At 64.2% G+C, this 24,926-nt stretch carries 20 protein-coding genes; 7 read left to right on the top strand and 13 right to left on the bottom strand.

From position 1 onward, the window contains the following. Window positions 1–359: phosphoribosyltransferase (locus NZN28_RS08675; RefSeq protein ID WP_295397279.1), on the top strand; the 359-nt coding region annotated here is incomplete at its 5' end. A 225-nt stretch (window positions 360–584) separates the two neighbouring features. On the opposite strand, the gene NZN28_RS08670 is transcribed toward NZN28_RS08675, so the two are convergent. The 3 genes from NZN28_RS08670 to NZN28_RS08665 form a co-directional block, all read right to left on the bottom strand. Continuing rightward, a complete protein-coding gene (locus NZN28_RS08670) occupies window positions 585–1,076 on the bottom strand; it encodes a hypothetical protein (RefSeq protein WP_295397278.1) in 492 nt (163 codons plus the stop codon). A 175-nt stretch (window positions 1,077–1,251) separates the two neighbouring features. Then, complete coding sequence (locus NZN28_RS14640; protein ID WP_367275826.1) at window positions 1,252–1,449, bottom strand: hypothetical protein; 198 nt, start codon at window positions 1,447–1,449, stop codon at window positions 1,252–1,254. Between the two features lie 25 nt (window positions 1,450–1,474). Next, a complete protein-coding gene (locus tag NZN28_RS08665) occupies window positions 1,475–1,624 on the bottom strand; it encodes a HepT-like ribonuclease domain-containing protein (RefSeq protein ID WP_295397276.1) in 150 nt (49 codons plus the stop codon). 163 nt (window positions 1,625–1,787) lie between these two features. Here NZN28_RS08665 and NZN28_RS08660 point away from each other — a divergent pair, with 163 nt between their 5' ends. Further along, window positions 1,788–3,305 (top strand): NFACT family protein, encoded by a 1,518-nt coding sequence (locus NZN28_RS08660; protein ID WP_295397275.1) that lies wholly within the window; start codon window positions 1,788–1,790, stop codon window positions 3,303–3,305. A 3-nt stretch (window positions 3,306–3,308) separates the two neighbouring features. Here NZN28_RS08660 and NZN28_RS08655 read toward each other — a convergent pair whose 3' ends face one another. Further along, a complete protein-coding gene (locus tag NZN28_RS08655; protein WP_295397274.1) occupies window positions 3,309–4,505 on the bottom strand; it encodes a potassium/proton antiporter in 1,197 nt (398 codons plus the stop codon). A 104-nt stretch (window positions 4,506–4,609) separates the two neighbouring features. Next, window positions 4,610–5,383, bottom strand: a complete 774-nt coding sequence (locus NZN28_RS08650) for a fumarylacetoacetate hydrolase family protein (protein WP_295397271.1) — start codon at window positions 5,381–5,383, stop codon at window positions 4,610–4,612. A 352-nt stretch (window positions 5,384–5,735) separates the two neighbouring features. On the opposite strand from NZN28_RS08650, the gene NZN28_RS08645 reads away from it, so the two are divergent. From NZN28_RS08645 to NZN28_RS08635, 3 genes are all read left to right on the top strand, one after another. Next, on the top strand, window positions 5,736–6,548 hold the full coding sequence (locus NZN28_RS08645; RefSeq protein ID WP_295397269.1) for a PEGA domain-containing protein: 813 nt from the start codon (window positions 5,736–5,738) through the stop codon (window positions 6,546–6,548). A 178-nt stretch (window positions 6,549–6,726) separates the two neighbouring features. Next, window positions 6,727–9,480: a tetratricopeptide repeat protein gene (locus tag NZN28_RS08640; protein ID WP_295397267.1), complete on the top strand. Its 2,754-nt coding sequence runs from the start codon at window positions 6,727–6,729 to the stop codon at window positions 9,478–9,480. A 108-nt stretch (window positions 9,481–9,588) separates the two neighbouring features. After that, on the top strand, window positions 9,589–12,552 hold the full coding sequence (locus NZN28_RS08635; RefSeq protein WP_295397265.1) for an EAL domain-containing protein: 2,964 nt from the start codon (window positions 9,589–9,591) through the stop codon (window positions 12,550–12,552). Here NZN28_RS08635 and NZN28_RS08630 read toward each other — a convergent pair. From NZN28_RS08630 to NZN28_RS08595, 8 genes are all read right to left on the bottom strand, one after another. Continuing rightward, window positions 12,506–13,225, bottom strand: a complete 720-nt coding sequence (locus NZN28_RS08630) for an alpha/beta fold hydrolase (protein WP_295397263.1) — start codon at window positions 13,223–13,225, stop codon at window positions 12,506–12,508. The genes NZN28_RS08635 and NZN28_RS08630 overlap by 47 nt on opposite strands. Window positions 13,226–13,414: 189 nt before the next feature. After that, window positions 13,415–14,695 (bottom strand): CCA tRNA nucleotidyltransferase, encoded by a 1,281-nt coding sequence (locus NZN28_RS08625; protein WP_295397261.1) that lies wholly within the window; start codon window positions 14,693–14,695, stop codon window positions 13,415–13,417. A gap of 170 nt (window positions 14,696–14,865) precedes the next feature. Continuing rightward, window positions 14,866–15,636, bottom strand: coding sequence for a PIG-L deacetylase family protein (locus NZN28_RS08620; RefSeq protein ID WP_295397259.1), 771 nt, complete (start codon window positions 15,634–15,636; stop codon window positions 14,866–14,868). Window positions 15,637–15,667: 31 nt separating this feature from the next. Beyond that, entirely contained in the window at window positions 15,668–17,542 is a 1,875-nt protein-coding gene (locus tag NZN28_RS08615) for a glycogen debranching N-terminal domain-containing protein (protein ID WP_295397258.1), read from the bottom strand. 92 nt (window positions 17,543–17,634) lie between these two features. Continuing rightward, window positions 17,635–19,002 carry a carbohydrate ABC transporter permease gene (locus NZN28_RS08610; RefSeq protein ID WP_295397256.1) on the bottom strand — a complete coding sequence of 456 codons (1,368 nt, stop codon included), beginning with the start codon at window positions 19,000–19,002 and terminating at the stop codon, window positions 17,635–17,637. A gap of 8 nt (window positions 19,003–19,010) precedes the next feature. After that, the gene (locus tag NZN28_RS08605; protein WP_295397255.1) at window positions 19,011–20,102 is read right to left on the bottom strand and encodes a carbohydrate ABC transporter permease; all 1,092 of its coding nucleotides are present in this window, start codon (window positions 20,100–20,102) and stop codon (window positions 19,011–19,013) included. A gap of 98 nt (window positions 20,103–20,200) precedes the next feature. Beyond that, on the bottom strand, window positions 20,201–21,436 hold the full coding sequence (locus tag NZN28_RS08600; RefSeq protein WP_295397253.1) for an extracellular solute-binding protein: 1,236 nt from the start codon (window positions 21,434–21,436) through the stop codon (window positions 20,201–20,203). Between the two features lie 86 nt (window positions 21,437–21,522). Further along, window positions 21,523–22,506 carry a LacI family DNA-binding transcriptional regulator gene (locus tag NZN28_RS08595; protein WP_295397251.1) on the bottom strand — a complete coding sequence of 328 codons (984 nt, stop codon included), beginning with the start codon at window positions 22,504–22,506 and terminating at the stop codon, window positions 21,523–21,525. A gap of 246 nt (window positions 22,507–22,752) precedes the next feature. Between NZN28_RS08595 and NZN28_RS08590 the strand changes: the two genes are divergently transcribed. Next, window positions 22,753–23,817: a glucose-1-phosphate thymidylyltransferase gene (locus NZN28_RS08590; protein ID WP_295397249.1), complete on the top strand. Its 1,065-nt coding sequence runs from the start codon at window positions 22,753–22,755 to the stop codon at window positions 23,815–23,817. Between the two features lie 56 nt (window positions 23,818–23,873). After that, the gene (locus tag NZN28_RS08585) at window positions 23,874–24,566 is read left to right on the top strand and encodes a LysM peptidoglycan-binding domain-containing protein (RefSeq protein WP_295397247.1); all 693 of its coding nucleotides are present in this window, start codon (window positions 23,874–23,876) and stop codon (window positions 24,564–24,566) included. The last annotated feature ends 360 nt before the right edge of the window (window positions 24,567–24,926 follow it).

The following is a 24,926-nucleotide window of genomic DNA, read 5'->3' as shown; positions in this document are numbered from 1 at the left end:
TCGAGCAGCAGCAACAGGCCGAGCTACAGCGCCGGGAGCAACTCTACCGGGGCAGCAGGCCCTTCCCCGATCTGGCCGGAAAAACCGTCCTGCTGATTGACGATGGGCTGGCCACCGGCGCCACCATGAAGGCGGCCATCGCGGCAGCCCGGCAGAAACAGCCCGGACGGCTGGTGGTGGCCGTGCCGGTGGCCCCGCCCGATACGGTGGCGGAGATACAGGGCCTGGTTGACGAGGTGGTTTGCCTAATGACCCCCGCATTGTTCCAGGCGGTGGGCCTGTGGTACGAACACTTTCCCCAAACCTCCGACGAAGAGGTGCTGGCGCTGCTACAGGCCGCCAGCCAGTCCGCCGCCTGACCAACACCGGCCCGCACCCCTACAACCCTGGGAAGAAGTGCAGGAACGGGGCAGGCCTTGACGACTTCCAATACGGGCCCGGCTATGACCGCAAACTGTGTTGTTGGTGCAGCTTAGGCGGGATTAGTGAAGCGCAAAAGTCGCACACGAAGGAATCCTTTCAGCCACATGAAGTGTTGGGCAGCAAGCTTGCAGTTGAAACTTCGTGTGTAATGCGACCCCTACTCAGAAGATACCCAGAATGTCCCAGCGGTCTTTCCATTGTTCAAGCCTTCTCTCGTCAATGGAGTGATGCGTTGAACCTGGATTTCTAGGTCTAGTGCCACCGTGCCTTTTCAATAAGGCTTGATGGGTCTTGTAGATATTGTCCTTTATCCACCACTCTGGCACGATCCAGTAGCGTGGATTCCCGTTTGTATCACCCAAATCAACAAACACCCAGAAGTTATTTTCGGTGTCTCTTGGTAACATTGGTTGGCAGCCCACGATGCTTGAATGCCAGGTCTTCCAACCACGTTTGGTCTTCACCTGAATATAAACAGTGCGGCTTTCATCGCTGTCGCATGCAATGATATCTATCTTGGGCATATTGCCAGCAAAAGACACTGCAAATGCCCCACGCTTGTTCAATTCAGCGACAACAAAATACTCGCCTGCACGACCGACTTGTTGCTTACTTGTTCCGCGTGAATTTGCCGCCATATAGAATCTCTGCATTGCTAGCAGTCAGGCAACCTTAAGTGTCACCCCGTCGCATAACAGCTTCATTGAGCACGTTGCGAAATTCCCGCATGACCATAAACGGCATTTACCTAAAACTTCCCTCTTCCTCTAGTGGGGTCGCAATTTCTTTCGGCTCAGGCGCATAGGCAGCGTACCAAAATCTCGTGTGTTAGGTGACATAATAGACTTCCTTTGCTTTCACGGCAAGGTCATTCAAAGAGGTTTTGTAGCTCGTAAGCCCTTGTAGCGACCCAAGGTAGGCTTGTCTTAGGACACCGCAACAAACAACACTTTGGTACTCCTGGCTCAAAATCCGCTTGACCTCAAGGTCTAGTTCCGGAATTTTGTTGGCGACAACATCCCACACGAGGTCATAATCCACACCAAAGTATTCATGAATAAGGCGGGTCGCGCATTCCGGCTATGAACCGCCACTCGATGGCCGGGTATTTTTGCCGCAGGGCCTTGGGGAGATGTTTCACCGCCTCCCCAATGACCTCGAGGCTGCGCAAATAGACCCCCTTCGGGGTCTCGCTCTGCAATAAGGGGTTATGCCTAGATGGGCATTGGTTTGCACTGGCTGGGTCGTGTTATTCGACTCTAGCGGAATTGTAGCACGGCTTTCGTGCAGCGCTAGAAAAGCCCGAAGTTGGGCCCGGAGAGGTCTGAGCTTCGCCAAACCCCTATACTTGGCCGTGGTAGGGGATGGAAGGTCTGCTGATCCATGCGGTGGTGCGCGAGCTGGCGGGGCAGTTGCCCCTGAAGAGCCTGGGCTGGGCCTTTCCGGACGAAGGGACGGCGGCGCTCTTACTGAAGGGGATGGGCAACCTGGTGCTGCGCTACCGCCCGCCCAATCCAATTTTGACGGTGGAGCCGGGCCGCCTGGGGGGCGAGGCCCGCACCCCGTTCCAGCGGCTGCTCGAGGCCCGCTGCAAGGGGCGGCTGGTGGGGCTAGAGCAGGTCAAGCTCGACCGGGTGGTGCTGTTTGCGTTCGAGGGGGAAAAGGGCTTTGTGGACGTGGCCCCGACCCGGCTGGTCTTCGAGCTGACCGGGCGCAACGCCAACCTGATGCTCTGCGACCTGGGGGGGCAGATCCTGGGCATAGACCGCCCCGTCACGCCTGCCGTCAACCGCTTCCGGGAACTGCGGCCTGGCCTGCCCTACACCCCCCCCCCCCCCAACCACAAGGTGGACCCCCGCCCCCAGCGGCCCCGAGAGCTGAGCCCCATTGTGGGCCAGACGCTGGCCCAGCTCCTCAAGCAGCTGGACGGGGTGGGCAAGGAACTGGGGGCCGAACTGCTACGCCGCGCCCAGCTCAGCCCCCAGACCCCCCTGACCGCCGAGCACCTGCCGCTTATCCACAGGGTTATCCACAGCCTGGTGGAAGAGCCCCAGGCCCGCGCCCAGCTTTCCGAAGAGCTCAGGGCCGGCTGGGAAGAGGAGGAGGCCGAGGCCCTGCGCAAGCCCCTGCGGGAGGCGCTACAGCGCCAGGTCAAAACCCTCCAGGCCCGCCTGCAGGACTACCAAAGGGCCTTGGAGCGGCTGGAGGAAGCCGAACGGCTGCGGGGCTGGGGCGACCTTTTGATGGCCTACGGCCCGCAAATTCCGCCGGGGCCTGTGGCCAGGCTCCAGGACTTCACCGGCCAGCCGGTAGAAATTCCCCTGGAAAAGGGGCTCTCCCCCATCCAGAACGCCCGCAGGTTCTATGAGCGGGCCAAGCGCCTCGAGGCCAACGCCGAGAAAGCCCTGGAGCTTGTGCCCCAGACCGAGGCCCAGATTGAGGGGCTTTTGGCCGAGCTCAGGCGGCTGGAGGGGCTCTCGAGGGAGGCGCTGCGCTCGGAAAGCCGCAAGCTTCGGGAGAAGGGCCCCCAGGTGGGGCTGCGCTTCAAAAGCCCGGGCGGCTTTGAGGTCTGGGTGGGGCGCAGCAGCAAGGAAAACGACCTCCTGACCCGCATGGCCCACTCCGAAGACCTGTGGTTCCACGCCCAGGGGGTGCCCGGCTCGCACGTGATCCTGCGCACCCAGGGGCAGCCCGCTGCCCTGCCCGACCTGCTCTATGCGGCGCAGCTGGCGGCCTACCATTCCAAAGCCCGCGGCGAGAAGAACACGCCGGTGGACTACACCGCCAAAAAACACGTCTGGCGGCCCCGCAAGGCCGCGCCGGGGCAGGTGCTCTACACCCAGGGCAAGACCCTGTTTGTGGACGCAGCGCCGCTCCAATGAGCCTCAGGGCAGTTCGTCGTCGGCCCGAACCCGCAGCCAGCGGGCCGCCAGGGGCAGGGTGGTGCCCTGCACCAGCACCGAGAAAAGCACCACGAAAAAGGTCACGTTGAAAATTTGCTGGGCGGCTCCCACCCCGGCCAGCAGGGGAAAGGTGGCCAGCACGATGGGAATGGCCCCGCGCAGGCCCACCCAGGCGATGAAGGCTTTTTCGTTCCAGGTGAAGCGGGGCGTGGGCAGGCTGAGCCATACCGCCACCGGGCGGGCCACCAGCATCAGGAAGAGGGCCAGCAGAATGGCACTCGGGGCCACCGAGGGCAGCTGGGAAGGGAAGACCAGCAGCCCCAGGGTGAGGAACATGCCGATTTCCATGAGCCAGCTCAGGCCCTCGTGGAAGCTGGCGAGGGCGGTTTTGCGGGGAAAGTCGCTGTTGCCCACCACCACCCCGGCCACGTACACCGCCACAAAGCCGCTGCCCCCCAGCACCGCCGTAAGCGAGAAGACCAGCAGCATCAGGGTAAGGGAAAAAACCGCATACAGCCCATCGAAACTGAGCCGCAGGTGGCGCAACAGCCAGACCGAGGCCCTCCCCAGCCCATACCCCAGCAACAGGCCCAGCAGCATCTGCTGGACGAACATGGGCAGAATCTGCCAGCCGCTCATGCCAGGCTGGGTCAGGAGCAGGGTCAGGCCCACCGTCAGGAAGACCGCCATGGGGTCGTTGGTGCCCGACTCGAACTCGAGCAAGGGCCGCAGGGGCTTGCGCAGCCGCACCGCCCGCTCGCGCAAAATGCCAAACACCGCGCTGGCATCGGTGCTGGAGACAATGGCCCCCAGCAGGAGGGCCTCGAGCCAGCCTAGCTTCAGCACCCAGTGGGCAAAAGCGCCGGTGGCCAGCATGGTTATGAACACGCCCACCGAGGCCAGCGAAAGCCCCGGCCCCAGAATGGGCCGCACCGCGCTCCAGCGGGTAAAAAGCCCGCCCGAGTACAGGATGAACACCAGGGCCACCGTGCCCACAAACTGGGCCAGGGCGTAGTTATCGAACCAGATGCCGCCCGGCCCGTCGCTGCCGGCCAGCATGCCAATGGCCAGAAACAACAAGAGCCCCGGCACCCCAAGCCGCCCCCCCAGCTTGGTAGCCAGCACGCTCAGCAGCAGCAAGACCCCTGCGACCAGCAAGATAAGTTCGGGCTTTGGCAACTACACCTCCACGTCCTACCTGCATGCTGCAGATAGAGATTGAATTTGGTGCGCGCGGCACCTCGAGGTTCAGTATGCTATCTAACCCAGCTCAGGGCAGGGGCTCAGTGCCCAATTCGGGTATGCAGATCGCCAATCCCCTCGATGGCCACCTCCACGTGGTCGCCGCGCTTGAGCTCGCCCACCCCCTCGGGCGTGCCGGTGAGCACCACATCGCCGGGTTCTAAGGTCATGAAGCCGCTGATGTAAGAAAGAATCTGGGCCACCGAGAAAATCATCTGGCTGGTGTGGGCTTCCTGGCGTAGCTCGCCGTTCACATAGGTGCGCAGAACGGTGTTTTGCGGGTCCAGCGAGGTCACCAGCCAGGGCCCCAGGGGGCAAAACTTGTCGGCGGACTTGGCCCGCACCCATTGCAGGTCGGTTTTTTGCTTGTCGCGGGCGGTCACATCCAGGGCGCAGGTATAGCCCAGCACGTAGTCCAGCGCCTCGGCCTCGGGCACGTTCCTCATGCGCCGCTCAATCACCACGGCCAGCTCCCCTTCGTAGTGCAGCAGGTTGGTGAAGCTGGGATAGGGCACCACATCGCCGGAGTGGTCGGGGCGGGCCGGGTTGGCCGGGTGGGCCAGGGTGTTGAGCCCCTTGAGGAACAGGCCCGGCTCCTTGGGCAGCTCCTGGGCATCGTGGCCCATCTCCTTGATGTGGTCGAGGTAGTTGCGCCCCACACACACAATCTTGGTGGGCGTGGCCGGCGCCAGCAGGGTCACCCCACCCAGGTCAAAATGACGGCCCGTGGGATTGCCCGCCGGGCCATCGGTCTCGTGAATCGTCTCGCCTTCCAGAACCCCCCACTGGCCTGCCTCAAAACGTACGAGCTTCATAGTGGGTCAAGTATACCGTTGCGGGATTATTGCTGTACCAGGACGTTTGCCTCAGCGCTGAAGGGCCTCCGTGCGTTGGAAAGCCGAAGGCCGCCTTTGGCCTGGCTGGTCATCGCCTGGGATTTCTGATGTTCTTCGGGAAAGTCTGGAAAAACCCAGGTTGTGGGCCCTGGTGTTAGAGTTTAGGTAGGGCCATGGCGCTGGCAAGCGAGCCATGCACCGCTTTAGGGCCTTCGCAAAGAGGGCGGTGTACCCCTGCCTGCCGTCGCAAACCATAAGGCTCCCCAGGGAAGTGTCCGACCATGCCCTCTGAGCCTCATGGCCAATACCTCGAGCCACGAAAGGAGCTTGTATGAACGCACTATTGTTATGGGTTCTGGGCATTCTGGGGGTACTGCTGTTGTTGTGGGGCCTGACCCGCCTCCAGCGCGGGGGGCTACCTTTGATGGCTTTCGGTGCGCTGCTGGGCCTCTTTGGGTTGGGGGGCGCCTGGCTCCATCACCAGTACGGCACCCCGGTGTTCTGGGGCATGGGCGGGGTGGGGGTGCTGCTTCTGGTCTGGGCCTTGCTCAACCTGCGCCGGGGCCGCCTGGCCGGCTGGACGGCCACCCTGGCGGTTCTGCTGGGCCTGGTGGGTTTTGGCAGCGTTGTCCTGCTGGATAGCCCCAACCCCAACCTGCTGACCTCCGGCAGCATCCCCGACCCGCTCAACAATTTCCGCACCGGCCCCACCGCAACCCCAACCACCCCCGACACCACCGGAGCAGCCCCCACAGCCCCGGCAGAACCCAGCACCCCTCCGGCCAGCCCCGAACCCACCCCACCTGAGCCGGGCCCGCTGCAAACCGCTCCTGAACCCATACCGCCTGCAACCGCCCCCGAGCCCACCCCAGCCCCGCCGACTCCACCGGCGGTCTCGGGCAGCGTGCGCGAGGTCGAGCCGAGCTGCCCCTGCCTCCTCAACGTTCGCGTCAATGCGGCGAACCCCACCGTGCGCATTCTGCAAGGCACCACCGAGATTGCCAGGAGCAAGCTGGAGCGCTCGAGCTTCCTGCTCGAGGCGGGCGACTACACCCTCCAGGTCGAGGCCCCCGGCTACCGCACTTTCAGCGCGCTGATTAATGTGCCGCGCAACCAGAACCTGCAGGTCGAGCTGGTGCAGTAGGGCTCAAAGCCGAAGGCCAAATCAAAAGCCCCCGGTGGCTGGCAGCACAGAGCGAGTTTGGCTTTCAGTGCCGAGGCCAGGGCCGTTTTTTTTGGGCTCTAGATGGAACCTTCGGCCTTTAGCCCTCGGCTCATTTTTGCTTGCAGATTACACTACACCCCGGTATGGTGTAGATATTGTGGGAGAAGTGAGTACACTCTGGCAGAGTTACCTGGAAAGCCTTCGTCCCCATCTCACCGGGCGCGACCACCGGGGCAAAAAAGGAAGCCTGCGCTGGCTGGAAGCAGCGGTGGCCGAGCGGGGGGGACGGGCCGGAACGGTTCGCAACATTTTGTACAAAGACCTGGGCAGCCCGGAAGAAAAACTACGCTTGTTTGAGGTCATCGGCGATTTGTACACCGAGGCGGGTCTCCAGGCCCCCACCCTGCCCTCGGAGCTGGCCCTCGAGTCGGCCCGGCGGGCCTTGGGGCGCGACAAGCGCCGGCTGTTCCGGCGTTTCGTACGGGCCCTGGAGCAGGGCGACAAGCCCCAGATGGTGGTCGTGGGGGGTGCGGCCACCGGCAAGGGGGTGCTGCTCTCGGCGGTGGAACGGGCCGTGCCCCACTGCCTGATGGTGAACCTGGGGGGGGAACTGGCCCAGCACCTCTACCCCCTGGCCGAAAAGCTCCAGATCGAGCTCGAGGGCATCTTTTCCCAGCTTTCGCCCACCCAGCCCTACGCCCTGCAAGCCGCCCTGCAGGATGAGCTCCGCAACGAGATCGCCAAGGCCCTCAACGCCTTCGGCAAACCCCTGCTTTTGCGGGCCGAAAAGGAGGGCCAGATTGGGGGGCTTAGCCTGCGCGACGCCCAGGGCAACCCGGTGGGGCTGGCGGCCTGGGTCGAGCCGCTGCTGCGCCGCCTGACCATTCCCTTTCTGGCCGGGCTTTCCGAACCCCCGCCCAACCTGGCCTGGAGCCCCCTGTCGGCCCCCAGCCGGGCCGAGGCCCGCCGCTACGTGAAAGACCGCCTGCCCGACCTGCCCCCCGAGCGGGTGGAAGCCCTGGTCAACCAGGCCGGGCGCAACTTCGCCGAGCTTTCCCGCCTGGTGCTCTTGGAGGCGGCCCAGACCCACGGCAGCACCCCCAACCTGGCCCAGGACACCACCCTGCGCCCCATCCTGCAGGCGCTGGCCGTGCTCTCCCCCGAGGCCGACCCGGGCATTCCCGTGGCCCTGCTGGAAAAGGCGCTGAACAAGGGCCTCGAGCACCTCTCCCAGGCCGAACGGGCCCTGCTGGCTCCGATGGGCGAGGGCCGGGTGCGCCCGGCCCTGCGCACCCTGCTGCCCAGCGTGCCCGAAAAGGAGGCCCGCCGACTGCACGCGCTGGCCCTCGAGTTTTTCAAGGGCGACCTGCTCCGCCAGCTCCACCACGCCCGGGGGGCCCACCGGCTCGACAAGCTGCTCGAGCTGCTTTCACAAGACCCCAGCCGGCTCTCCCTTCTGCCCACCCTCTGGGCCGAGTCGCAGCACTGGCCCCGCCTCGAGCGGGAGAAACTGGCCATGGCGGTGGTGCGCTACCGCGCCGTGCTGGGCCAGTACGCCCACCCCGAGGCCCTGGAAGCCCTCGAGCTGCTCTTTGGCTCCGCCGACCCCGCCACCCAGTCCTGGGCCCGGGTCAAGGCCGCCGAGGCCCGGGTGGACGCCGGCGATTTCCAGGCGGCCCTGGAGCTGTTGCCCCCGCCCGAGACGCTTTCCGGCGATGTGGGGGCCGAAGGGCTTCTGGTCTGGGCCGCCGTCGAGCGCTGGCAGGGCGACTATGCCCAGGCCGAAGCCTACGTGCAGCAGGCCCTTTCGCTGCCCATCCAGCCCTTCCTGGCCGACCGGGTGCGGCTGTGGCAGGGCCTGGTGGCCAAGGACGCAGGCCGCTTCGAGGAGGCCCTGGAAGCTTTGCGCCAGGTTGCCCACGACCCCTTGCTGGTCGGGCGGGCCCGCTACCAGTCGGGCGATTTGCTGCTGCGCACCGGGCGGGTCTACGAAGCCGAGGCCCAGATGCGGCAGGGCCTGGAGGCGCTGGAATCCTCGGGGGCGCCCCCAGAAGAGGTGGCCCGCGTGCGGGCCCGCTTCGGCACCGTCCTGCGGCGCATTGGCAACTTTGAGGAGGCCGAAAAATACCTGTACCAGTCCATCCGCGAGGCCTCCGACGGCTTCATCCGGGCCCGCGCCATGAGCGAGGCCAGCGTGCTCGAGCTGGTGCGGGGCCGGCCCCTGGAAGCTTTGAAGCTCCTGGCCGAGGCCGAGGCCTACTTGCGGGAGGTGCGCGAGCGCCCCGAGGAGGCCCACTACCGCCACCGGCGCACCCTCTACCGCATTGCGGTGGCCTACTGGGTACGGGCCAGCGGGCTGCCCTATTTGCCGCCCTATGTGGGCGGACAAAAAGCCCCCGAAAGCGAGAAAATCCTGCGCGAGCTGCGCGAAGAGCTCCTCCGCAAGAAGCTCCCCGGCGACCGCTACATTGCCCTGGCCATTGACACCGCCCTCAAGCTTTCCTTGCTGATGCCGCCCGACCAGGCCGAAGCCATGATGCAGGGCTGTTTGCAGCAAAGCGACCCTTACTTCCAGGCCCAAGCCCGCCTGGGCTATGCCGAGACCCTGGCCCGGCAGGAGAAGTGGGCCGAGGCCCTGGCCCAGGTGGTGCAGATTGGCGACTCACAGGACCCTGGGGTGCAGAGCTGGAAACTGGGGCTGGAAACCCAGGCGCTCTTAGGCCTGGGCCAGGAAGAGGCTGCCTGGAAAAAGCTCCAGAGCTGCGCGGGCCTGCCCGCCCCTTACCGGGCACAGCTGGGCCGGGTGCTGGGGAGAATCTGGCCGGCCCAGGCCCTCCAGGCTCGCCTGGGGCATCGCTCTCCGCTGGCCCTTGCGGATGTGCTGGCCCTTTCGCTGAGCCAGCCGGGCTGAGCCAGAAGCCGTCCCGCACGGCATCAGGTCACCTCGGCGTTACGCCTGGGGGGTAATTTGCGTACAAACATCACGGCCCCAGGGGGGATGTTTTCCTATCCTGCAGGTGTGCATTGGTACCGCCGGTTCTTTATTCAGCGACCATTCTCGCCCGCTTCCCTCAACTATTGGGGCTTGTGGCTGGGGGTGATTCTCTTCAATGGAATCGTGGCCGCCACCCTGTGGAACGGGGTGGTGCCGACTTTTGTGCGCCTCGAGCAGCAGCAGGCCCAGGAGGAACTCACAGCCATAGGCCAGAGCCTCGCCCAGGAACTCGAGGCCCATCAAGCCAGCGTGACCGACGTCGCCACCTGGGACGACGCCTATGCCTTTGTGCAGCGCTTCGATCCCGAGTTCGTGCGCAGCAGCATCACCCCCGAAACCTTCTACCCCATCGGGTTGGCCTACCTGGCTTTTTTCGATAAGGGGGGCCGGGTAGTCTACGGAGCCCAGGTCAACCCCGATGACCTGACACCCCTACCCCCTGAGGTCGAACAACAGTTCAGACGGCACATCCTGAGCAAGCAAGCCAGCGGCCTGATCAAGATAGGCCCCCAGATCCTCCTGGTGGCCCAGGCGCCCATCATCCAGAGCGATGGGCGAGGGCCAAGCCGGGGTACCTACGTGGCGGCCCGCAGGCTCACCCTCAAGGGGCTGAATCTTATCGATACCCCCACCAGCACGGCTTTTTTTGATTTTGAGAGCGCCGTTCGCGACCCTGCGCATCCCGCCCGGCCACACGCCCTGGTTGACGGTTCGCAAGTCCAGTGGCTGCACTTTCCCCTGGTGGGAACCGGCGGCATGGTTCTGGGTGAGATTGTCGTAAAGCAGCAGCGGACGCTGTACGCACTGGGGCTGGGGGTCTTCTGGCGCGGCATGCAGGCCGCCTGGATCATCTCGGCTTTGGTATTGCTGCTGGGCCACCTGGTGCTGGGCCGCCTGGGCCGGGTCCAGCGCGAGCAAAAGCGCCTCGAGCATCGTTACCGGGCGGTGGTGGAGCAAGCCACCGAGGGCATGGCGCTGGTGGACAGCCAGCGCTTTGAGATTCTCGAGGTCAACCAGAGCCTGGCCCGGCTGCTGGGCCATCGCCCCGAAACCCTGCTGGGCAAGAGCGTCCTGGATTTCGTGGATCACGAAACCGCCGAGGTAATCGGTCGGCTCGAATCGGCCTCCCAGGGCCACCCCTTTCGCGGCGAGTTTCGCCTGCACAAGCAAGACGGCAGCCTGCTCGAGGTCGAGGGTTCGGTCAGCGCGGTGGTGGAGGGCCCCGAGCGCTTCTTGCTGATCACCTTCCACAGCATCCAGGCCCGCAAGGCAGCCGAGCAGGCGGTGCGAACCAACGAAGCCCGGCTGCGCCAGATTACCGACGGGATGTCGGATGTGGTGATGCTGTGCGACCTCGAGGGCCGCATTGAGTACGTCACCCCCTCGGCGGAAAAACTCTTTGGCTACGCCCCGGATGAGCTAATAGGCCGCTACGCCGTTGAGCTGGTTCACCCCGACTACCAGCCCCAGGCCCTGGAAGCCCTGGCCCAGGGCATCGCCAACCCCACCCAGAACCGAATCGAAGTGCTCGACGTACGAAAGGATGGCAAAACCCTCTGGGTGGAGGTGGTGGGCACCCTGCTCTACGAGAACGGGCAGCCCCACAAGGTGCTGCTGGGCTGCCGCGACATCACCCAGCGCAAGCGGTACGAAAACCAGATCACCCACCTGGCCCTGCACGACCCCCTCACGGGCCTGGGCAACCGCCGGATGCTGCAAGACCGGGCCGAACAGACCCTGGCCCTGGCCCGCCGCAAAGGCTGGCCCGCCGCGCTCTTGTTTCTCGACCTGGACCGCTTCAAGGCCATCAACGACACTTTGGGCCACGATGCCGGCGACGAGCTCCTGATCCAGATTGCCTGGCTCCTGAAGCATTCGCTGCGCGAGGAGGACATCCTGGTGCGCTACAGCGGCGATGAGTTTGTGGTCTTGCTGGCCGAGGTTGGGCTGGAGCAGGCCCGGCAGATTGCAACCCAGCTTTTGCAGACCATCAGCACCTCGCTGGTGCTGCGCGGGCACTCCGTGCAGCCCGGCGCCAGCATCGGCATCGCGGCCTACCCCGAGCACGGCGAAGACCTGACCGCCCTGCTCAAAGCCGCGGACATCGCCATGTACCAGGCCAAACGCTCCGGCACCCATATCAAGGTGTACGATCCGGCCCAGAACCCCTACACCGAAGACCAGCTCCACCTCGAGGCCCACCTGCGCCAGGCCATCCAGGAAGGGCATTTCGAGTTTTTCTACCAGCCCATTCAAAATCTTCGCACCGGCCAGCTTTGTGGGGTGGAGTCGCTGGCCCGCTGGCAGCACCAGGAGGTCTGGATTGCCCCCGCAACCTTTATCCCCCTGGCCGAAGACCTGCGCCTGATCGAGCGCATTGACAACCTGGGCCTGCAAAAAGGCCTGGCCGAACTCCAGCGCCTTCGCGCAAGGGGTCTGTCGCTCCAGCTCTCGGTCAACCTGTCGGCCCAGACCCTGCAAGACCCTGCCCTGCCCCATTACATTCAGGCCCTGCTGGAAACCCACGGGATCCCGGCTCCGTCGCTGACCCTGGAAATTACCGAAACCGTGCTATTGCAAAACCTCGAGCGGGCCCGACTCATCCTGCAAGAGCTGCACGGACTGGGCGTGAAGATTGCCATTGACGACTTTGGGAGCGGCTATGCCTCGCTGGCCTACCTGCGCCACCTGCCCGTTCACCGCATCAAGCTGGACCGCAGCCTGATCCGGCAGATTGGACTGGGCCTGGAAGATGAACGGCTCGTGCGGGCCCTGATTCAGTTCGGGCACAACCTGGGCATGGAGGTTCTGGCTGAAGGCATCGAAACCCCGGAGCAGCTCGAGTGGCTGCGGGAAGCCGGTTGCGACCTGGTACAGGGTTATCTGCTGGGCCAGCCCAGGCCCTTCCAGGAAATCGTCGCAGAGCTCCAGCAGCCGCCCGCTAGCGCCCCTCCAGCTCGCACAGGAAGCCCCTTAGAGCGGTGTTGAAGGCTTTGGGGTTCTCCAGGTTGGCCAGATGCCCGGCCTCGGGCAGGATGAGCATTCGGCTATCGGGTATCTGTGCGGCCATCTGCCGGGCGTCGGCGAGCGGGGTCAGGGTGTCCTCCTCCCCGACCAGCACCAGCGCCGGAACCGCAATATCCGGCAGCAATGGCCTCGAGTCGGGGCGCTCGGCCAGCCCTTTGAGGCTGGCCATGGTCTTGTCAGGGTCAGCCGCCCGCAGGGTCTGGCGCACCTGCTCGAGCAGGGCCGGGTTCCGGGTTCGTGTGCTCTCCCCCAGATGACCCGGCAACAACGCCCCCGGCAGAAAGTCCATCCCCTCCTGCCGAATCCGCGCGGCCATCTGGGCCCGAGCGGCTTTTTGTTCGGGGGTATCGGGGGTCGCGCGGGTATCGGCCAGCACCATTCCAAAGAAGCGCTCGGGCTCTAAATTCCACAGTCGGAAGAGGACGTAGCCCCCCATCGAAAGCCCCACAAACACCGCCTTCTCCCAGCCCCGCTGGTCCATTTCCACCAGCACATGGGCCGCCGCGCTTTCCAGGTTCTCGTAGCCCAGAATATCGGGCACCAGGACGGGATGACCCTTCACAACCTCGAGCTGCCCCTCCCACAGGGCCGGGCCATAGGGAAAAGCATGAAGAAAGACCACCGGGACCGACATACCCCCAGCATAGCCGAAAGCCCCGGGCCGATGGCGAGCGATTTGCATTCCCGGTTGCCCTGGGCCCACCAGGCTTGGGGGCCGCCGAATCCGGGTCGCAGCCCCCACACCCGTCCAGATCCCATCGCCGCTGCTTTGTCTCAAAGGCCGTTCAGCGCATCTGCCTCGGGAACCGGCCCCAGCACAGCTTCAGTTTTCCTTGAGCAGCCCCTTCAGGGCCGCCTGGTACAGCTTTTCAATCTCGGTTTCCCCGGTTTCCAGCTGCCAGTCGTAGGCGGCCTGGAGCATCCGGCTAAAGTCCTTTCCCGGCTTGTGGCCCCGCTCAATCAGGTGTCGCCCCTGCAAGACCGGCCTGACCGGCACCGGCTGCGGCTCAAAAAACCGCCAGGACTCCGGGGGCCTGCGTGCTCCACCGTCGGCCTCGTAGAGGGCTTTCAAGGCCGGCAGGTGCGGCCCGGCCTGGGCCTGGAACTTGCGGATGGCCGCTGGGGTGGGCCTGGTCAGAACCGGCACCATGTGCAAAGCCGTGGTGACCACCAGCTCGTCGCGCAGCTGGTTGGGCAGGCGCAGCGCGCGGGCGATGCGGGGGATGATGGCAGCGCCGACCCGCTCGTGTCCGTGAAAGCTGTACCAGCCCTCGGGCTTCCAGCGGGCGGTGTCTTTCTTGCCGATGTCGTGCAGCAGGGCGTGCCAGCGAATCTGGGGTGAAGCCCGGTCCACCACCTCCAGCACGTGGGTCAGCACATCTCCCTCGGGGTGCCAGCGGGGGTTTTGCAAAAGCAGGTGGGTGTCTTCGAACTCGGGAATCAGGCGTTGCAAGATTTCCAGGTCGTACAGATAGCGCACAAAACGGCTGGGTGTGCCATTCTGGAAGGCTTTGTCAAACTCGGCGGTCACGCGCTCGATGGCCACGTGCGACAGCACTTCAGGGGCCGCTGCCCGCGCCGCCGCCAGGGTCTTTGGCTCTATCTGGAAGCCGTACCGCGCCGCAAACCGACCGGCCCGAATCACCCGCAGGTAGTCCTCGCGGAAGCGCTGGCCGGGGTCGCCCACCGCCCGCAGCACCCCTGCCTCGATGTCCTGCTGGCCTCCGTAGGGGTCTATCACCCGCCCCCCGGCATCCATGGCAATGGCCCCAATGGTGAAGTCGCGCCGGGCCAGGTCTTCTTCGATGTGCTGGCCCCAGGCCACCCGGGCCTTGCGCCCGAAGGTCTCCACGTCCCGCCGGAAGGTGGTGACCTCGTAGGGGTGGCGGTCAATCAAAAGGGTGACGGTGCCGTGTTCGACGCCGGTGGGAATGGCCTCGAGGCCGTGGGCTTGGGCCAGGCGCAGGGTCTCCTCGGGCGGCGCTGAGGTGGCAAAATCCAGGTCTTCGGGGGTCAGGCCCAGCAGAATATCCCGCACCGCCCCGCCGACCAGGTACAGGTCGGGCAGAAACGATAGCTTTTGCATGACCGCTCGATAATCCATAGCCCCGCCAGACGATGAGGGTACCACGCGAATCAAAAAGAGAGTCTTCAGAAAACAACCCTGATGGTCTTTCCCAGCGCACGCCCTCCGGTCGGGCTGGCTTGTCGCCGACCGGTAGCAAACCAACCGAGTCTGGTATAACACCCACAAGGTTCGTTGCCAAGTCGGTTTTAGAGCTGCAAGGCCCGCAAATCCTCCGCCACAAGCCCCCGCACACCCCCCAGCACAAAGCACTCCTCCTCGAGCAGGCCCGGCCAGTCCTGAAGCACCTGGGCGAAGTGCTCCTCTGGCCCCACCTGCGAGGCGTGGGCCAGCAGCGCCGCCCGGATTGTGGCTGCGTAGGGGCGCACGTCCACGCGCAGCGCCAGCGAGCCAGCCGAGACCCCAAAGCGTTCGGGGTCGAAGCGAGTTTTAGCCACCTGCTCGGCCAGGCGCACGGGGAACAGCAGGTAGGCTGGGGGGTCGGGCAGCCGGTTGCCCGCCCGCCAGAAGGCCCCCAAGGTGGCCCGGTGCAGGTGAATGTGGTCTGCGTGCCCGTAGTAGCCCTGCGGGTCAAAGCCAATCAGGAGCCGGGGGCGAATTTGTGCAATCTGGGTCAGCAAGAGGTTCTCGACCTGGTGCAGCTCCTGGTGCATGAAGCCCTGCGGGTTGGCCCGGGCTACCTCGAGGGGGTAGCCGGAGTCCTGGTAGTCCAGGAAAAGGGGCGGTCGCAAACCCAAAATGCGACAGGCAGCCTCGAGTTCGGCCTGCCGCAACCGCCCCCTGGCCGGGCCTTTGGGGTAGAGGGCGGGGTCAATCCGGGGATGGCGAATCTCGCCCTGCTCGCCGCGCGTCGCGCAGACCAGATACACTTCGTGGCCTTGCGAGGCCAGCTTGGCCAGGGTGCCCGCACAGAAAAACGATTCGTCGTCGGGGTGAGCGAAAATAGCCAGGATGCGCATCGCTGCCCAGTCTACCGGGAAGGTGGGGTGGCTACTCGACCCGGGCCTGGCAGAGCTTTAGCAGCCCCTGCACCGGGCGCTTGCGATCCATCTCCTGAAGCAGCCGCACCAGGTAAATCACCGCGGCGGCGTCCCAGGCTTGCGGCCTGCAAGCCGCGGGGTAGGGCACCGGCGGCTCCCCTTCGTGCTTCTGGTAGCCGCCCACCAGCTCCGGCAGGCGCCAGTCGGGCTGGGACATGGCCAGGCGGAAGAGGTTCTCGGCGGCCCGCAGGGCTTCGGCATAAAAACCGTAGCGCACCAGCCCCCCAATCAAGAGGGCGTTGTCGTGCGGCCAGACCGAGCCGTTGTGGTACGAGAGGGGGTTGTAGCGCACCTCGCCGGTGCCCAGGGTTCGCACCCCCCACCCGCTGTACAGCGCCTCGGAGAAGAGGGTCTCGACCAGTTGGGGGGCCACCTCCTCCGGTACAATGCCGCTCCACAGCAGATGGCCGGGGTTGGAGGTGAGGATGGCCATGGGTTTCTTGGCGCCGTCCAGGCCAGCGGCGTAGGTTCTGAGCTGCGGCAGCCAGAAGCGCTCGTGAAAACGGGCTTTGAGGGCCTGGGCCCTGGCCTCCCAGGCCTCTGCCAGCGCGGCCTGGCCCAGCGCCCGGTAAAAGGCCGCCGCGGCCTGGTAGGCCATGTAGGCATAGCCCTGCACCTCGCAGACTGCGATGGCCCCCTGGGCCAGCGAGCCGTCGCGGTGGCTTTGGGAGTCAAAGGAATCCTTCCAGGACTGCACCACATGGCCCCGGTCAGTGTTGGGGGCATACTCCAAAAAGCCATCCTGGTCGGGGTCGGCGTAGTCGGTCATCCAGGCCAGGGCGGCTTCCCAGTTGGGCTGTAGCCGGCGTACCAACGCCAGGTCGCCGGTATCTTTCCAGTACTGCTGAAGCAGGATTACAAACAGCGGGGTGGCGTCCACCGTGCCGTAGTAGCGCAGAAAGGGCACCTTTCCGGTGCGGGAGAGTTCGCCCAGGCGCATCTCGTGGATAATCTTGCCGGGGGTCTCGTCTAAAAAGGCATTGACCTGGGTGCCCTGGTGCCTGGCCAGATAGGAGAGCACCCCCCGCGCGACCTCGGGGGCCCAGGGCTGCATCATGTAGGCCGTGAGCAACGAGTCGCGGCCAAAAGGACAGACATACCAGGGAATGCCCGCCGCCGGGAACAGCCCCTCGGGCAGGGAGAAGAGCAGCGCCCGCAGGTCGGCAACGGCCTGCTCCAGAACCCGCTGGCTGCGCCCGCTTTCCAGTCGGAGGGGAAAGCGCTTCTGCCAGTCCTCGTAGCTGGGCAGGGGGGGCGTCTGGGGCTCGAAGGGGCTCTCGAAACGGGCCTCGAGGGTCAGCACCACCTTCTCTTTGGGCGCCAGCGTCCATTGCCAGGCCCATTTTTTGCCGTTCTCCCCCAGGGCTTGGGCCTGGGCCGGGTGGGGATGCTGGCTGAGATGGGTCGCTACCCGCAGGCCGTCTTCGGCGGTGTACTCGAAACCCTGAATTTTGCGCGAGACCTTGTGCCAGCCTTTGGCCTCGAAGAGGTCGGCGAAGTCGGCGGCGGCCTCGAGGCCTATCTCCACCGCCTGCGCCTCCAGCCAGGTGTTCTCGAGCTCGAGCCGCTCCGCAAACCCCCCCCGCCGCAACTGCAACTCCCGCCGCAGCCCCACCCGCTGGTCGGGCCCCACAATCAGGCTCCAATGCTGCACCAGACGATCCGGACGCGGGGCCTGCGAAACCAGCAGCCTAAAGCCCGGTAAGTTCCAAACATAGCGACAGAGGTAGCGGGTATCGTGGCGGTAGAAGCCACGCTCGTCCCCATCGGCCATTCCCTGTTCCGATAAAACAGCGTAGGTATCGTCTTCTTTGAGCGGCAACATGTAAAACCTCGATGGAGCCGAGTAGCGAAGGTGCCAGCCAAATCGGCGTTATGCAAGCAACGTGGGCCTGGCCAATGCGTCCGGCTTTGAGCCTAGCCCTTCAAAGCGCTGGTCGAGACCCCCTCCACAAAGTAGCGCTGGAACACCACAAACAGAATGATAATGGGAATCATGGAGAGAAAAGCGCTGGCCAGCATCAAGCCCCAGTCGCCAGCCACCCCATAGGCGCTGCGGAAGAAAGAAAGGCCCAGCGGCAGGGTATAGTTCCCCTGCTGACCCGACAGCACCACCGCGGCCTTGAAGAACTCGTTCCACATGCCCTGGAAGGTCAGGATGGTCAGCGCCCCCAAGGCCGGGGTGGCCATGGGCAGGATGATGCGGAAAAAGGTGGTGATGGGGCTGGCCCCGTCTATCAGGGCCGCCTCCTCGATTTCGCGGGGAATAGACTCGAAGAACTGCTTCATGATGAAGACCGCCCCGGCCCCCACCGCGCTCCAGACCACCATGCCCCACAGGCTACCCAGCAAGCCCAGGTCGCGCAGCACCAGGTAGTTCGAGATGAAGATGGCCTGGGCCGGGACGGTCATGGTGAACACCACAAAGGCGAACAGGTAGTTTTTGCCCGGAAAGTACATCCGGGCCAAGGCGTAGCCGGCCAGCGAGGCAAAAAGCAGGGTGCTCAGCACCACCGTCAGGCAGACCAGGAAGGTGTTGAGTGTCCAGCGCAGAAAAAAGCTGGCCCCGGTGTTGGGGTCTCTGGCCTCGTTGAAGACCCGCACATAGTTGCGGAAGACGTAGCCCAAAAACCCCGGGGTGATGCTATCCCAGCTCGCCACCCGCCCCCGGCGCTCGAGGCGGTTGGGGTCGAGGGTGGCCGCGTAGTACAACTGCCCCCGGGGGGCTTCGACGTCCAAAGGCAGGCGGGCTGCTTTGGGGCCCTGGCCTTCGTAGGTGACGGTAAAGCTATAGGTGACAATCTGGCCCGGCTCTCCCCCCACCACCGCCGGACGGCGGCCCACCTCCTGCACCTCGGAAACCTGGGCATACCGTGCTGCTTGCACCTCGTCGAAAATGGCCCCCAGGCCGGCCCCGGCCCGCCGGGTGGGCACCGTGACCAGCGGGGCTTGTGGCTCCTGCCCGGCCTGCACAAAGTAGCTAATCTGGAAGGGCACCCTTGCCCCCGGTACAAACCCGCCCAACCAGGGGTCACCCGCCCCCAGCTGCCCCAGCCGCCAGGCGGCCGCCCAGTTTTTGGGCTGGGTCTGGGCAAAGGTATAGCGAAAAGGCCACTCGAGCGGGTTGTCTTTCAAACTGCCCAGGTAAGCCACATAAAAGGGCCCGATGAAGAAAACCGCCAGGGCCAGCATGGCACCATAAATCCAGCCGGCCCGGGCCCAGCGCTGCCGGGCCAGGTAGCGCTCATCGAGCTTGCGCTTGGGTTGCAGTGCTTGCGCGGCCATCGCTCCTCCTAGTGGGCCTTCTCCGAGATGCCCAAAGCCCGTTGCAGCAGCACAATGGCAAAGGTCAGCAGCGCCAGCACAATGGCCGCCGCCGAGGCCAGCCCCACCCGGCCCTCTCCGCTAAAGACGTTGTTGAAGACGTAGTAAGCCAACACAATCACCGAGTCCAGGGGCGCCGCATCGCCCATCAGGGCCACCTGGTCAAACATCTGCAAGGTGCCAATCAGCGAGAGGGTAATCACCAAAAAGGTCACCGGGCGCAGCATGGGCACCGTCACGCTGAAGAACTGCTGCAAAGGCGAGGCCCCGTCAATGGCCGCCGCTTCGTAGATGCTTTTGGGGATGTCCTGCAAGCCCGCCAGGAAGATGAGCATCAGGGTGGGAATGGTGGTGAAGGTGTTGAGCATGATGATGCTCCAAAGCGGAATGGGAATCCCCAGGAAGCGGTCGGAGTTGGTCAGCCAGGTGAACTCGGGGGGCCGGGCCTCGCGGGGCCCCACCACCCCCAAAGCCACCAGCGTCCAGGTGAGGGCCAGCCCCACCGCCAGCGAGATGGCCGCCAGGGCCGGGTCGGTGAGGGCCACGGGCAGGCCTCGCATCCGCTCCCAACCCACCTGCAAGGCCTGCGCCAGGGCGAAGATGGCCAGAAAAGCCAGCAGCACCGGAGCCACCGACCCCACCCAGCCGATGAAGGTATTCAGAAAACCCGTTTTTTGAAAGAACCAGATGGCAATCACGGTCACGGCTGCCGAGGAAAGCACGCTGGGGATGTAATACACCGTGCGAAAAAAGGTAATCCCCTTCAGGCGCTGGTTGAGGATGGCCGCCATGCTCAAAGCCAGAAAGGTCTGGAGGGTGGTCACCACCAGCATGAAGCTGATGGAATGGGTCAGCGCGGCTATAAAACGCGGGTCTTGAAACAACTGCACAAAGTTGGCCAAACCCACAACTTGATAGGACTGCCCGATTAGGGTTTTGTCGGTGAAGCTGAAGCCCAGGGTTCGCACAAAGGCAAATACGAAGAAAACCCCCAGGTGAATCAAAAACGGAGCCAGAAACAACAGGGCGTAAAGGGCTTCTGTTCGTTGCGACCTACGCATGGCTCCCCCTTCCCTACCGCGCGGGGTCGAGCCCCGGCCCGTGGGAGATACTCAGGGAGGGCTGAGCGCATGGGCGCCCAGCCCCCGGCTTTGGCCAGCTAGCGCACCAGGCGGTTGAGTTCGGCCTGGGCGTCGGCCAGGGCCTGATCCACCGACTTCTTGCCGGTGATTACCGCCAGCAAAGCCTCGTTGATGGGGCGCATCCAGTCGCCCCCGTCCAGCGAGCCAAACTTGAAGGGCAGCACGGCGCCCCCCACGCTGGTCGAGCCCTGGAAGACCACCCGGTTCAGCTCGTTTTCCTTGCCGGGACGCTGGAAGATGGGGCTATTGGCCAGCGCGCTGCGGCTCGGCAGGGCCAGGCCCCGCGAGAGAATCCAGTTCTGAGCCTCGGGGCTGGTCAGCGCCCGCAGCACCTTGGCCGCGGCCTCCTTGTTGCGCGAGGCCGCGTTCATGCTCCACGACACCGTGAAGATGAAGTTGCCCCGCTGCTTGGTGACCGGGTCGAGGGGAATCAGGGTGGTGCCGTAGCGCATGTTGGGGGCTTTGTCGCGCAGGAAGCCCCCAATCCAGGCCCCCTCGATGGCCACCGCGGCCCGTTCGGCCCCAAAGCAGCCGCCCGTCCAACCCTCGCCCAGGTCTTGCGCGTATTTGCCGGCTCCGTCTTTGACCAGGCTGGTGTACCACTCGAAGGCCCGGCGGAAATTGGCATCCAGCACGGTGCGTCCCTGGGCATTGAAGGGCCGCCAGCCGGTTGCGTAGGCAAAGGCCCCAAAGCGGGCATGGTCGGCGACCACGCAAAGCCCGGCCACATCCTTAACGGCGGCCTGCACCCGCTTGAGCTTGTCCTTGAAGGTGTCCCAGGTGTCGGTCTGGTTGGGGTAGGGCACCTTGGCCTCGTCGAACAGGTCTTTGTTGAACTGCACCGCCAGGGTGTTGAAGTCCTTGGGCAGGCCGTACACGTTGCCGCGCAGGGTAAAGGCGTTGAGCAGGTTGCGGTTAAAGACCGCGAGCTCCTGTTGGGTGAAGTACCGGTTCAGCGGTTCGACCCGGCCCGAGGCAAACAAGGGCTCCGACCAGAAGATGTCCACATAGAACAAATCGGCGGCGGTGCCCGCCGAAAGCGCGTTCAAAAGCGCTGCCCGGTAGTCGCCTTCCACGCCCTGGTACTCGGCGCGGATATTGTCTTTCTGCAGGGCGGGGTTGACCACTTCCCGCACCAGGCTGCTGATGATGGCCGTATCGTTGCCACCAAAGCCCTGCAACCGTACCACCGTTTGCGCCGAGGCCACACCCAGCGCCGCCACAGCCAGACCTGCCACCCACCATCGCTTCATCTTTGCCTCCTTACTTCAAAAGGTGCTCGAGCCGAAAAACAAAACCAACCAGGGCTGATGTTGCCCTTTCGAGGGGCCTGAGTGCCTCAGGCGGTTCTCACCTCCCGCAGGCTGGTCGTACCCCGGAGCACCAGTTGCACCGGTATCCGCATCCCATGCGGCCCACCACCGGCCAGCGATTCTTTGAGCAGCCGCACCGCAGCCCGGGCAACCTGTCCGATGTCCTGGCGCACCGTGGTGAGGGTCGCGCCGATCTCCGGCAGGTCGTCGAAGCCGACCAGCGAAACATCTTGGGGAATCCGCAAGCCCAGGTCTTCCAGGGCCGCTGCCGCGCCGACGGCCATCTCGTCGGAGGCCGCGAACAAGCCGGTAAAGCAGAGCCCCTGTTCCCAGGCTTTGCGCAGCACCCGGTAGGCGGTGAGGGTAGAGAAGTCTCCGTCCAGCACGAGATGGGGCTGGAAGGGAACGCCATAGGCCTCCAGCGCCTTGCGGTAGCCCAGCAACCGCTCGCGCCCCACCTGGTGCTGGGGCTGACCCGTAAGGTGGGCAATCTCGCGGTGGCCAAGCTCGAGCAGGTGCCGGGTGGCCGCATAAGCGCCCCCTTCGTCGTCGGGGGCCACCCAGTAAGTGCCGGGATAGACCCCAATCAGCACATGGGGGGTTTGGGCATTTTGGAGGGCCTCCAGGCGCGGGTCGTGGTCATGCGCACCCAGCAGAATGTAGCCCCTGGCCGGCTTCAGGGGAAGTCCGGCTGCGTCGGTGGGGGTTTCCTCCACCCGCAGCCCCTCGCGCCAAAGCGCCTCGGTCAGATGCTCGAACAGCAATACAAAATAGGGAATGTACCGCCGCACCCCCGGGGCCAACAAAATGCCCACCGTATCGCTGTGACCGGTCAGCTCGCGGGCAGCCCGCATGGGCACGTAACCCAGCCGCTCCATGACCTCAATTACCCGCTCCCGGGTTTGCGGGTGTACGCCCGCGCGCTGGTTCAGAACCCGACTCACCGTCCCGGTAGAAACTCCGGCCAGGCGGGCAACATCTCCAATGGTGGGCATCCGGCGGTTGTCCATAGGCCATTTTGTAAGCGATTACAACCTTTTTGTAAAGCCAGTTTAGCGACCTTTGGTAAAACTGTCAATCTCTAAAATATAGGAGCTGGATCGAAACTTTCGAGACTAACTGAAGTATATTGGACTCCGACCCAGGCAGGGCTGGCTGTAATCGCTTACAAAGCGCTGCCCACACCCTCGCAACCCCACCGCACCTGTCATATGAACAACCCTTTTCCTGCCTGCACTGCTAAGATGGGCCTCAGCATGAAAGGATTGATTCTAGCTGCCGGACGTGGCACCAGGCTCCGTCCCCTCACCCACACCCGGCCCAAACCGGTCATTCGGCTGGCCGGCAAACCCATCATTTACTACGCAGTCGAAAACCTCTTCGAAGCGGGCATCACCGAGGTGGGGGTGGTGGTCTCCCCCGATACCCAGGAAGATATCCGGCAAGCCCTCAGGGATTTTCCGGGGGTTGAGATCACCTACATTGTGCAAGAACAGGCCCTGGGAATTGCTCATGCAGTTGGCACCGCCCGGGAATGGTTGGGCTCGAGCCCTTTTGTGCTCTATCTGGGCGATAACCTGTTTCAGCGAGGCATCCAAGCTTTCGTAGAGGCCTTCAAGCCCGGCGTGGGGGCCGTGATTGCCCTGGTGCGGGTGCCCGATCCCCGGCAGTTCGGGGTGGCCGTGCTGGATCAGGGGCGGATCGTCAAGCTGCTCGAGAAACCCAAAGACCCTCCCTCCGACCTGGCCGTAGCGGGGGTGTACGTATTCAGTCCGGTCATTCTGGAGATCATCGCCAATCTCCAGCCAAGCGCCCGCGGCGAGTACGAAATTACCGACGCCATCCAGGCCCTGGTGGATCAGGGCCATACCGTGCTGGGGCAAGAAATTACGGGCTGGTGGAAAGATACCGGGCGCCCTGCCGACCTGCTGGATGCCAACCGGTTGCTCCTGGTGGAACAAAAAAGCCCCACCCCGGTGGTGGAGGGCCACGTCCACGACAGCCAGATCACCGGTCGGGTGGTGATCGAGAAAGGCGCGGTGGTCAAGAACAGCACCGTGCTGGGCCCGGTGCACATCGCCCACAATGCCATGATTGAGGGCGCCTACATCGGCCCGTTCACCTCCGTCGGGCCAAACGCCACCGTGCGGCAGGCCGAGGTGGAGTTTTCCATTTTGGAAGACGGGGCGGTGGTCGAGGACGTGCCCCTGCGCCTGCACGAGTGCATTCTGGGGGTGGGCGCTAGAGTGACCCGTCGCAACGGCCTGCCCAAGGCCCACAAGCTGGTGCTGGGCGATTTGAGCAGCCTCGAGCTGGCCTGATACCGTTTGCATATTCCTTTTACACAGCCGGGGTATACTCCGGTGGGAGGTAGGTTATGTGGCCGTTCGGTAAGTCATTGACTGCTCGAGTTCAGGATGCCATCAATCAGTGGCCCCCCCTTCAGGGTCTGGGCCTCAACATTCAAGAGCAAGGAGGAAATGTTCGCATCACCGGCGCAGTGCCTCGTCAGCCCCATCTTTCCTTGCTGCAGGCCACCGTAGAAGGGGTCAAGGGGGTCAAGTCGGTTGACCTGAGCGGGGTCATTGTGGCCCAGCAGGAGGTTTCCGAGGCCGCCGTTGCAGCCGAAGAGGAAGCCATCCGCAAGGCCACCGAGGCCAGCAAGCTGGCCAAAAAGGTGCTGGCTACCCTGGAGGCCAATGGCGAGCTCAAGGACGACCCTATCGCGGTGCTGCAAAAAGGCACCGGGGTTGTGCTCAAGGGCGCAGTAGACAGCCAGCACGAGTACAACCTGGCCGTTCAACTGGCGAAACAAGCCGGGGCAACCGAGGTTGACGCCAGCGAACTGCAAATCGTGGAAGGCGCCAAGGCCCGCTTCGCCGCCGAGCAGGGCGGGGTCAACATCCCCGACGAATGGTACACCGTACAGCCCGGCGATACCCTCTCGGGCATTGCCCTGAAGTTTTACGGCGATGCCTCCCGCGAAAGCTACATGAAAATCGCCAGGGCCAACAACATCACCAATCCCGACCTGATCCGGGTGGGCCAAAAACTGCAAATCCCGCGCTAGGGCCCAAATCCGCCAAGCCCCCGCCTGGGGGCTTTTTTTACCGAATCTACGACGAGGTAACACATAAAGCCTCCTGAATCCAAGACCAGATCCCAAAGCTATCTGACCCTAGCAAGCTGAACGAGATGCCACTCGGCAGCCAGGCGTTGGTGCTCTAGCCCAGGGTACACGCTGCCTTCAGGGTTCTGCCTGCCCCTTCAACGTTGTATGGCCCGATCCTGACTTTAGGTATCGCTTTGAGGGAGATTTGGTATTTGTTGTCATACCAAATTCTAGAGCGCTCTTCACATATTGTGAGCCATTCGAGTTCGAGAAAGCCTGGTTCTGAACAGAACAGTGGCCCCCTGGAAACTCGAAAAC

Origin of the sequence: Meiothermus sp. (assembly GCF_025056915.1) — a bacterium.
GTDB lineage: Bacteria > Deinococcota > Deinococci > Deinococcales > Thermaceae > Meiothermus.
Note: the sequence above shows the minus strand (reverse complement) of the source record. Positions and strands in the feature narration are given on the sequence as shown.

What these genes read in the sequence shown, in the direction of transcription:
- NZN28_RS08670 (WP_295397278.1), bottom strand. Translation starts at nt 1,076, where the DNA reads ATGCAGAGATTCTATATGGCGGCAAATTCACGCGGAACAAGTAAGCAA.
- NZN28_RS08660 (WP_295397275.1), top strand. Translation starts at nt 1,788, where the DNA reads ATGGAAGGTCTGCTGATCCATGCGGTGGTGCGCGAGCTGGCGGGGCAG.
- NZN28_RS08650 (WP_295397271.1), bottom strand. Translation starts at nt 5,383, where the DNA reads ATGAAGCTCGTACGTTTTGAGGCAGGCCAGTGGGGGGTTCTGGAAGGC.
- NZN28_RS08645 (WP_295397269.1), top strand. Translation starts at nt 5,736, where the DNA reads ATGAACGCACTATTGTTATGGGTTCTGGGCATTCTGGGGGTACTGCTG.
- NZN28_RS08630 (WP_295397263.1), bottom strand. Translation starts at nt 13,225, where the DNA reads ATGTCGGTCCCGGTGGTCTTTCTTCATGCTTTTCCCTATGGCCCGGCC.
- NZN28_RS08625 (WP_295397261.1), bottom strand. Translation starts at nt 14,695, where the DNA reads ATGGATTATCGAGCGGTCATGCAAAAGCTATCGTTTCTGCCCGACCTG.
- NZN28_RS08620 (WP_295397259.1), bottom strand. Translation starts at nt 15,636, where the DNA reads ATGCGCATCCTGGCTATTTTCGCTCACCCCGACGACGAATCGTTTTTC.
- NZN28_RS08615 (WP_295397258.1), bottom strand. Translation starts at nt 17,542, where the DNA reads ATGTTGCCGCTCAAAGAAGACGATACCTACGCTGTTTTATCGGAACAG.
- NZN28_RS08610 (WP_295397256.1), bottom strand. Translation starts at nt 19,002, where the DNA reads ATGGCCGCGCAAGCACTGCAACCCAAGCGCAAGCTCGATGAGCGCTAC.
- NZN28_RS08605 (WP_295397255.1), bottom strand. Translation starts at nt 20,102, where the DNA reads ATGCGTAGGTCGCAACGAACAGAAGCCCTTTACGCCCTGTTGTTTCTG.
- NZN28_RS08600 (WP_295397253.1), bottom strand. Translation starts at nt 21,436, where the DNA reads ATGAAGCGATGGTGGGTGGCAGGTCTGGCTGTGGCGGCGCTGGGTGTG.
- NZN28_RS08595 (WP_295397251.1), bottom strand. Translation starts at nt 22,506, where the DNA reads ATGGACAACCGCCGGATGCCCACCATTGGAGATGTTGCCCGCCTGGCC.
- NZN28_RS08590 (WP_295397249.1), top strand. Translation starts at nt 22,753, where the DNA reads ATGAAAGGATTGATTCTAGCTGCCGGACGTGGCACCAGGCTCCGTCCC.
- NZN28_RS08585 (WP_295397247.1), top strand. Translation starts at nt 23,874, where the DNA reads ATGTGGCCGTTCGGTAAGTCATTGACTGCTCGAGTTCAGGATGCCATC.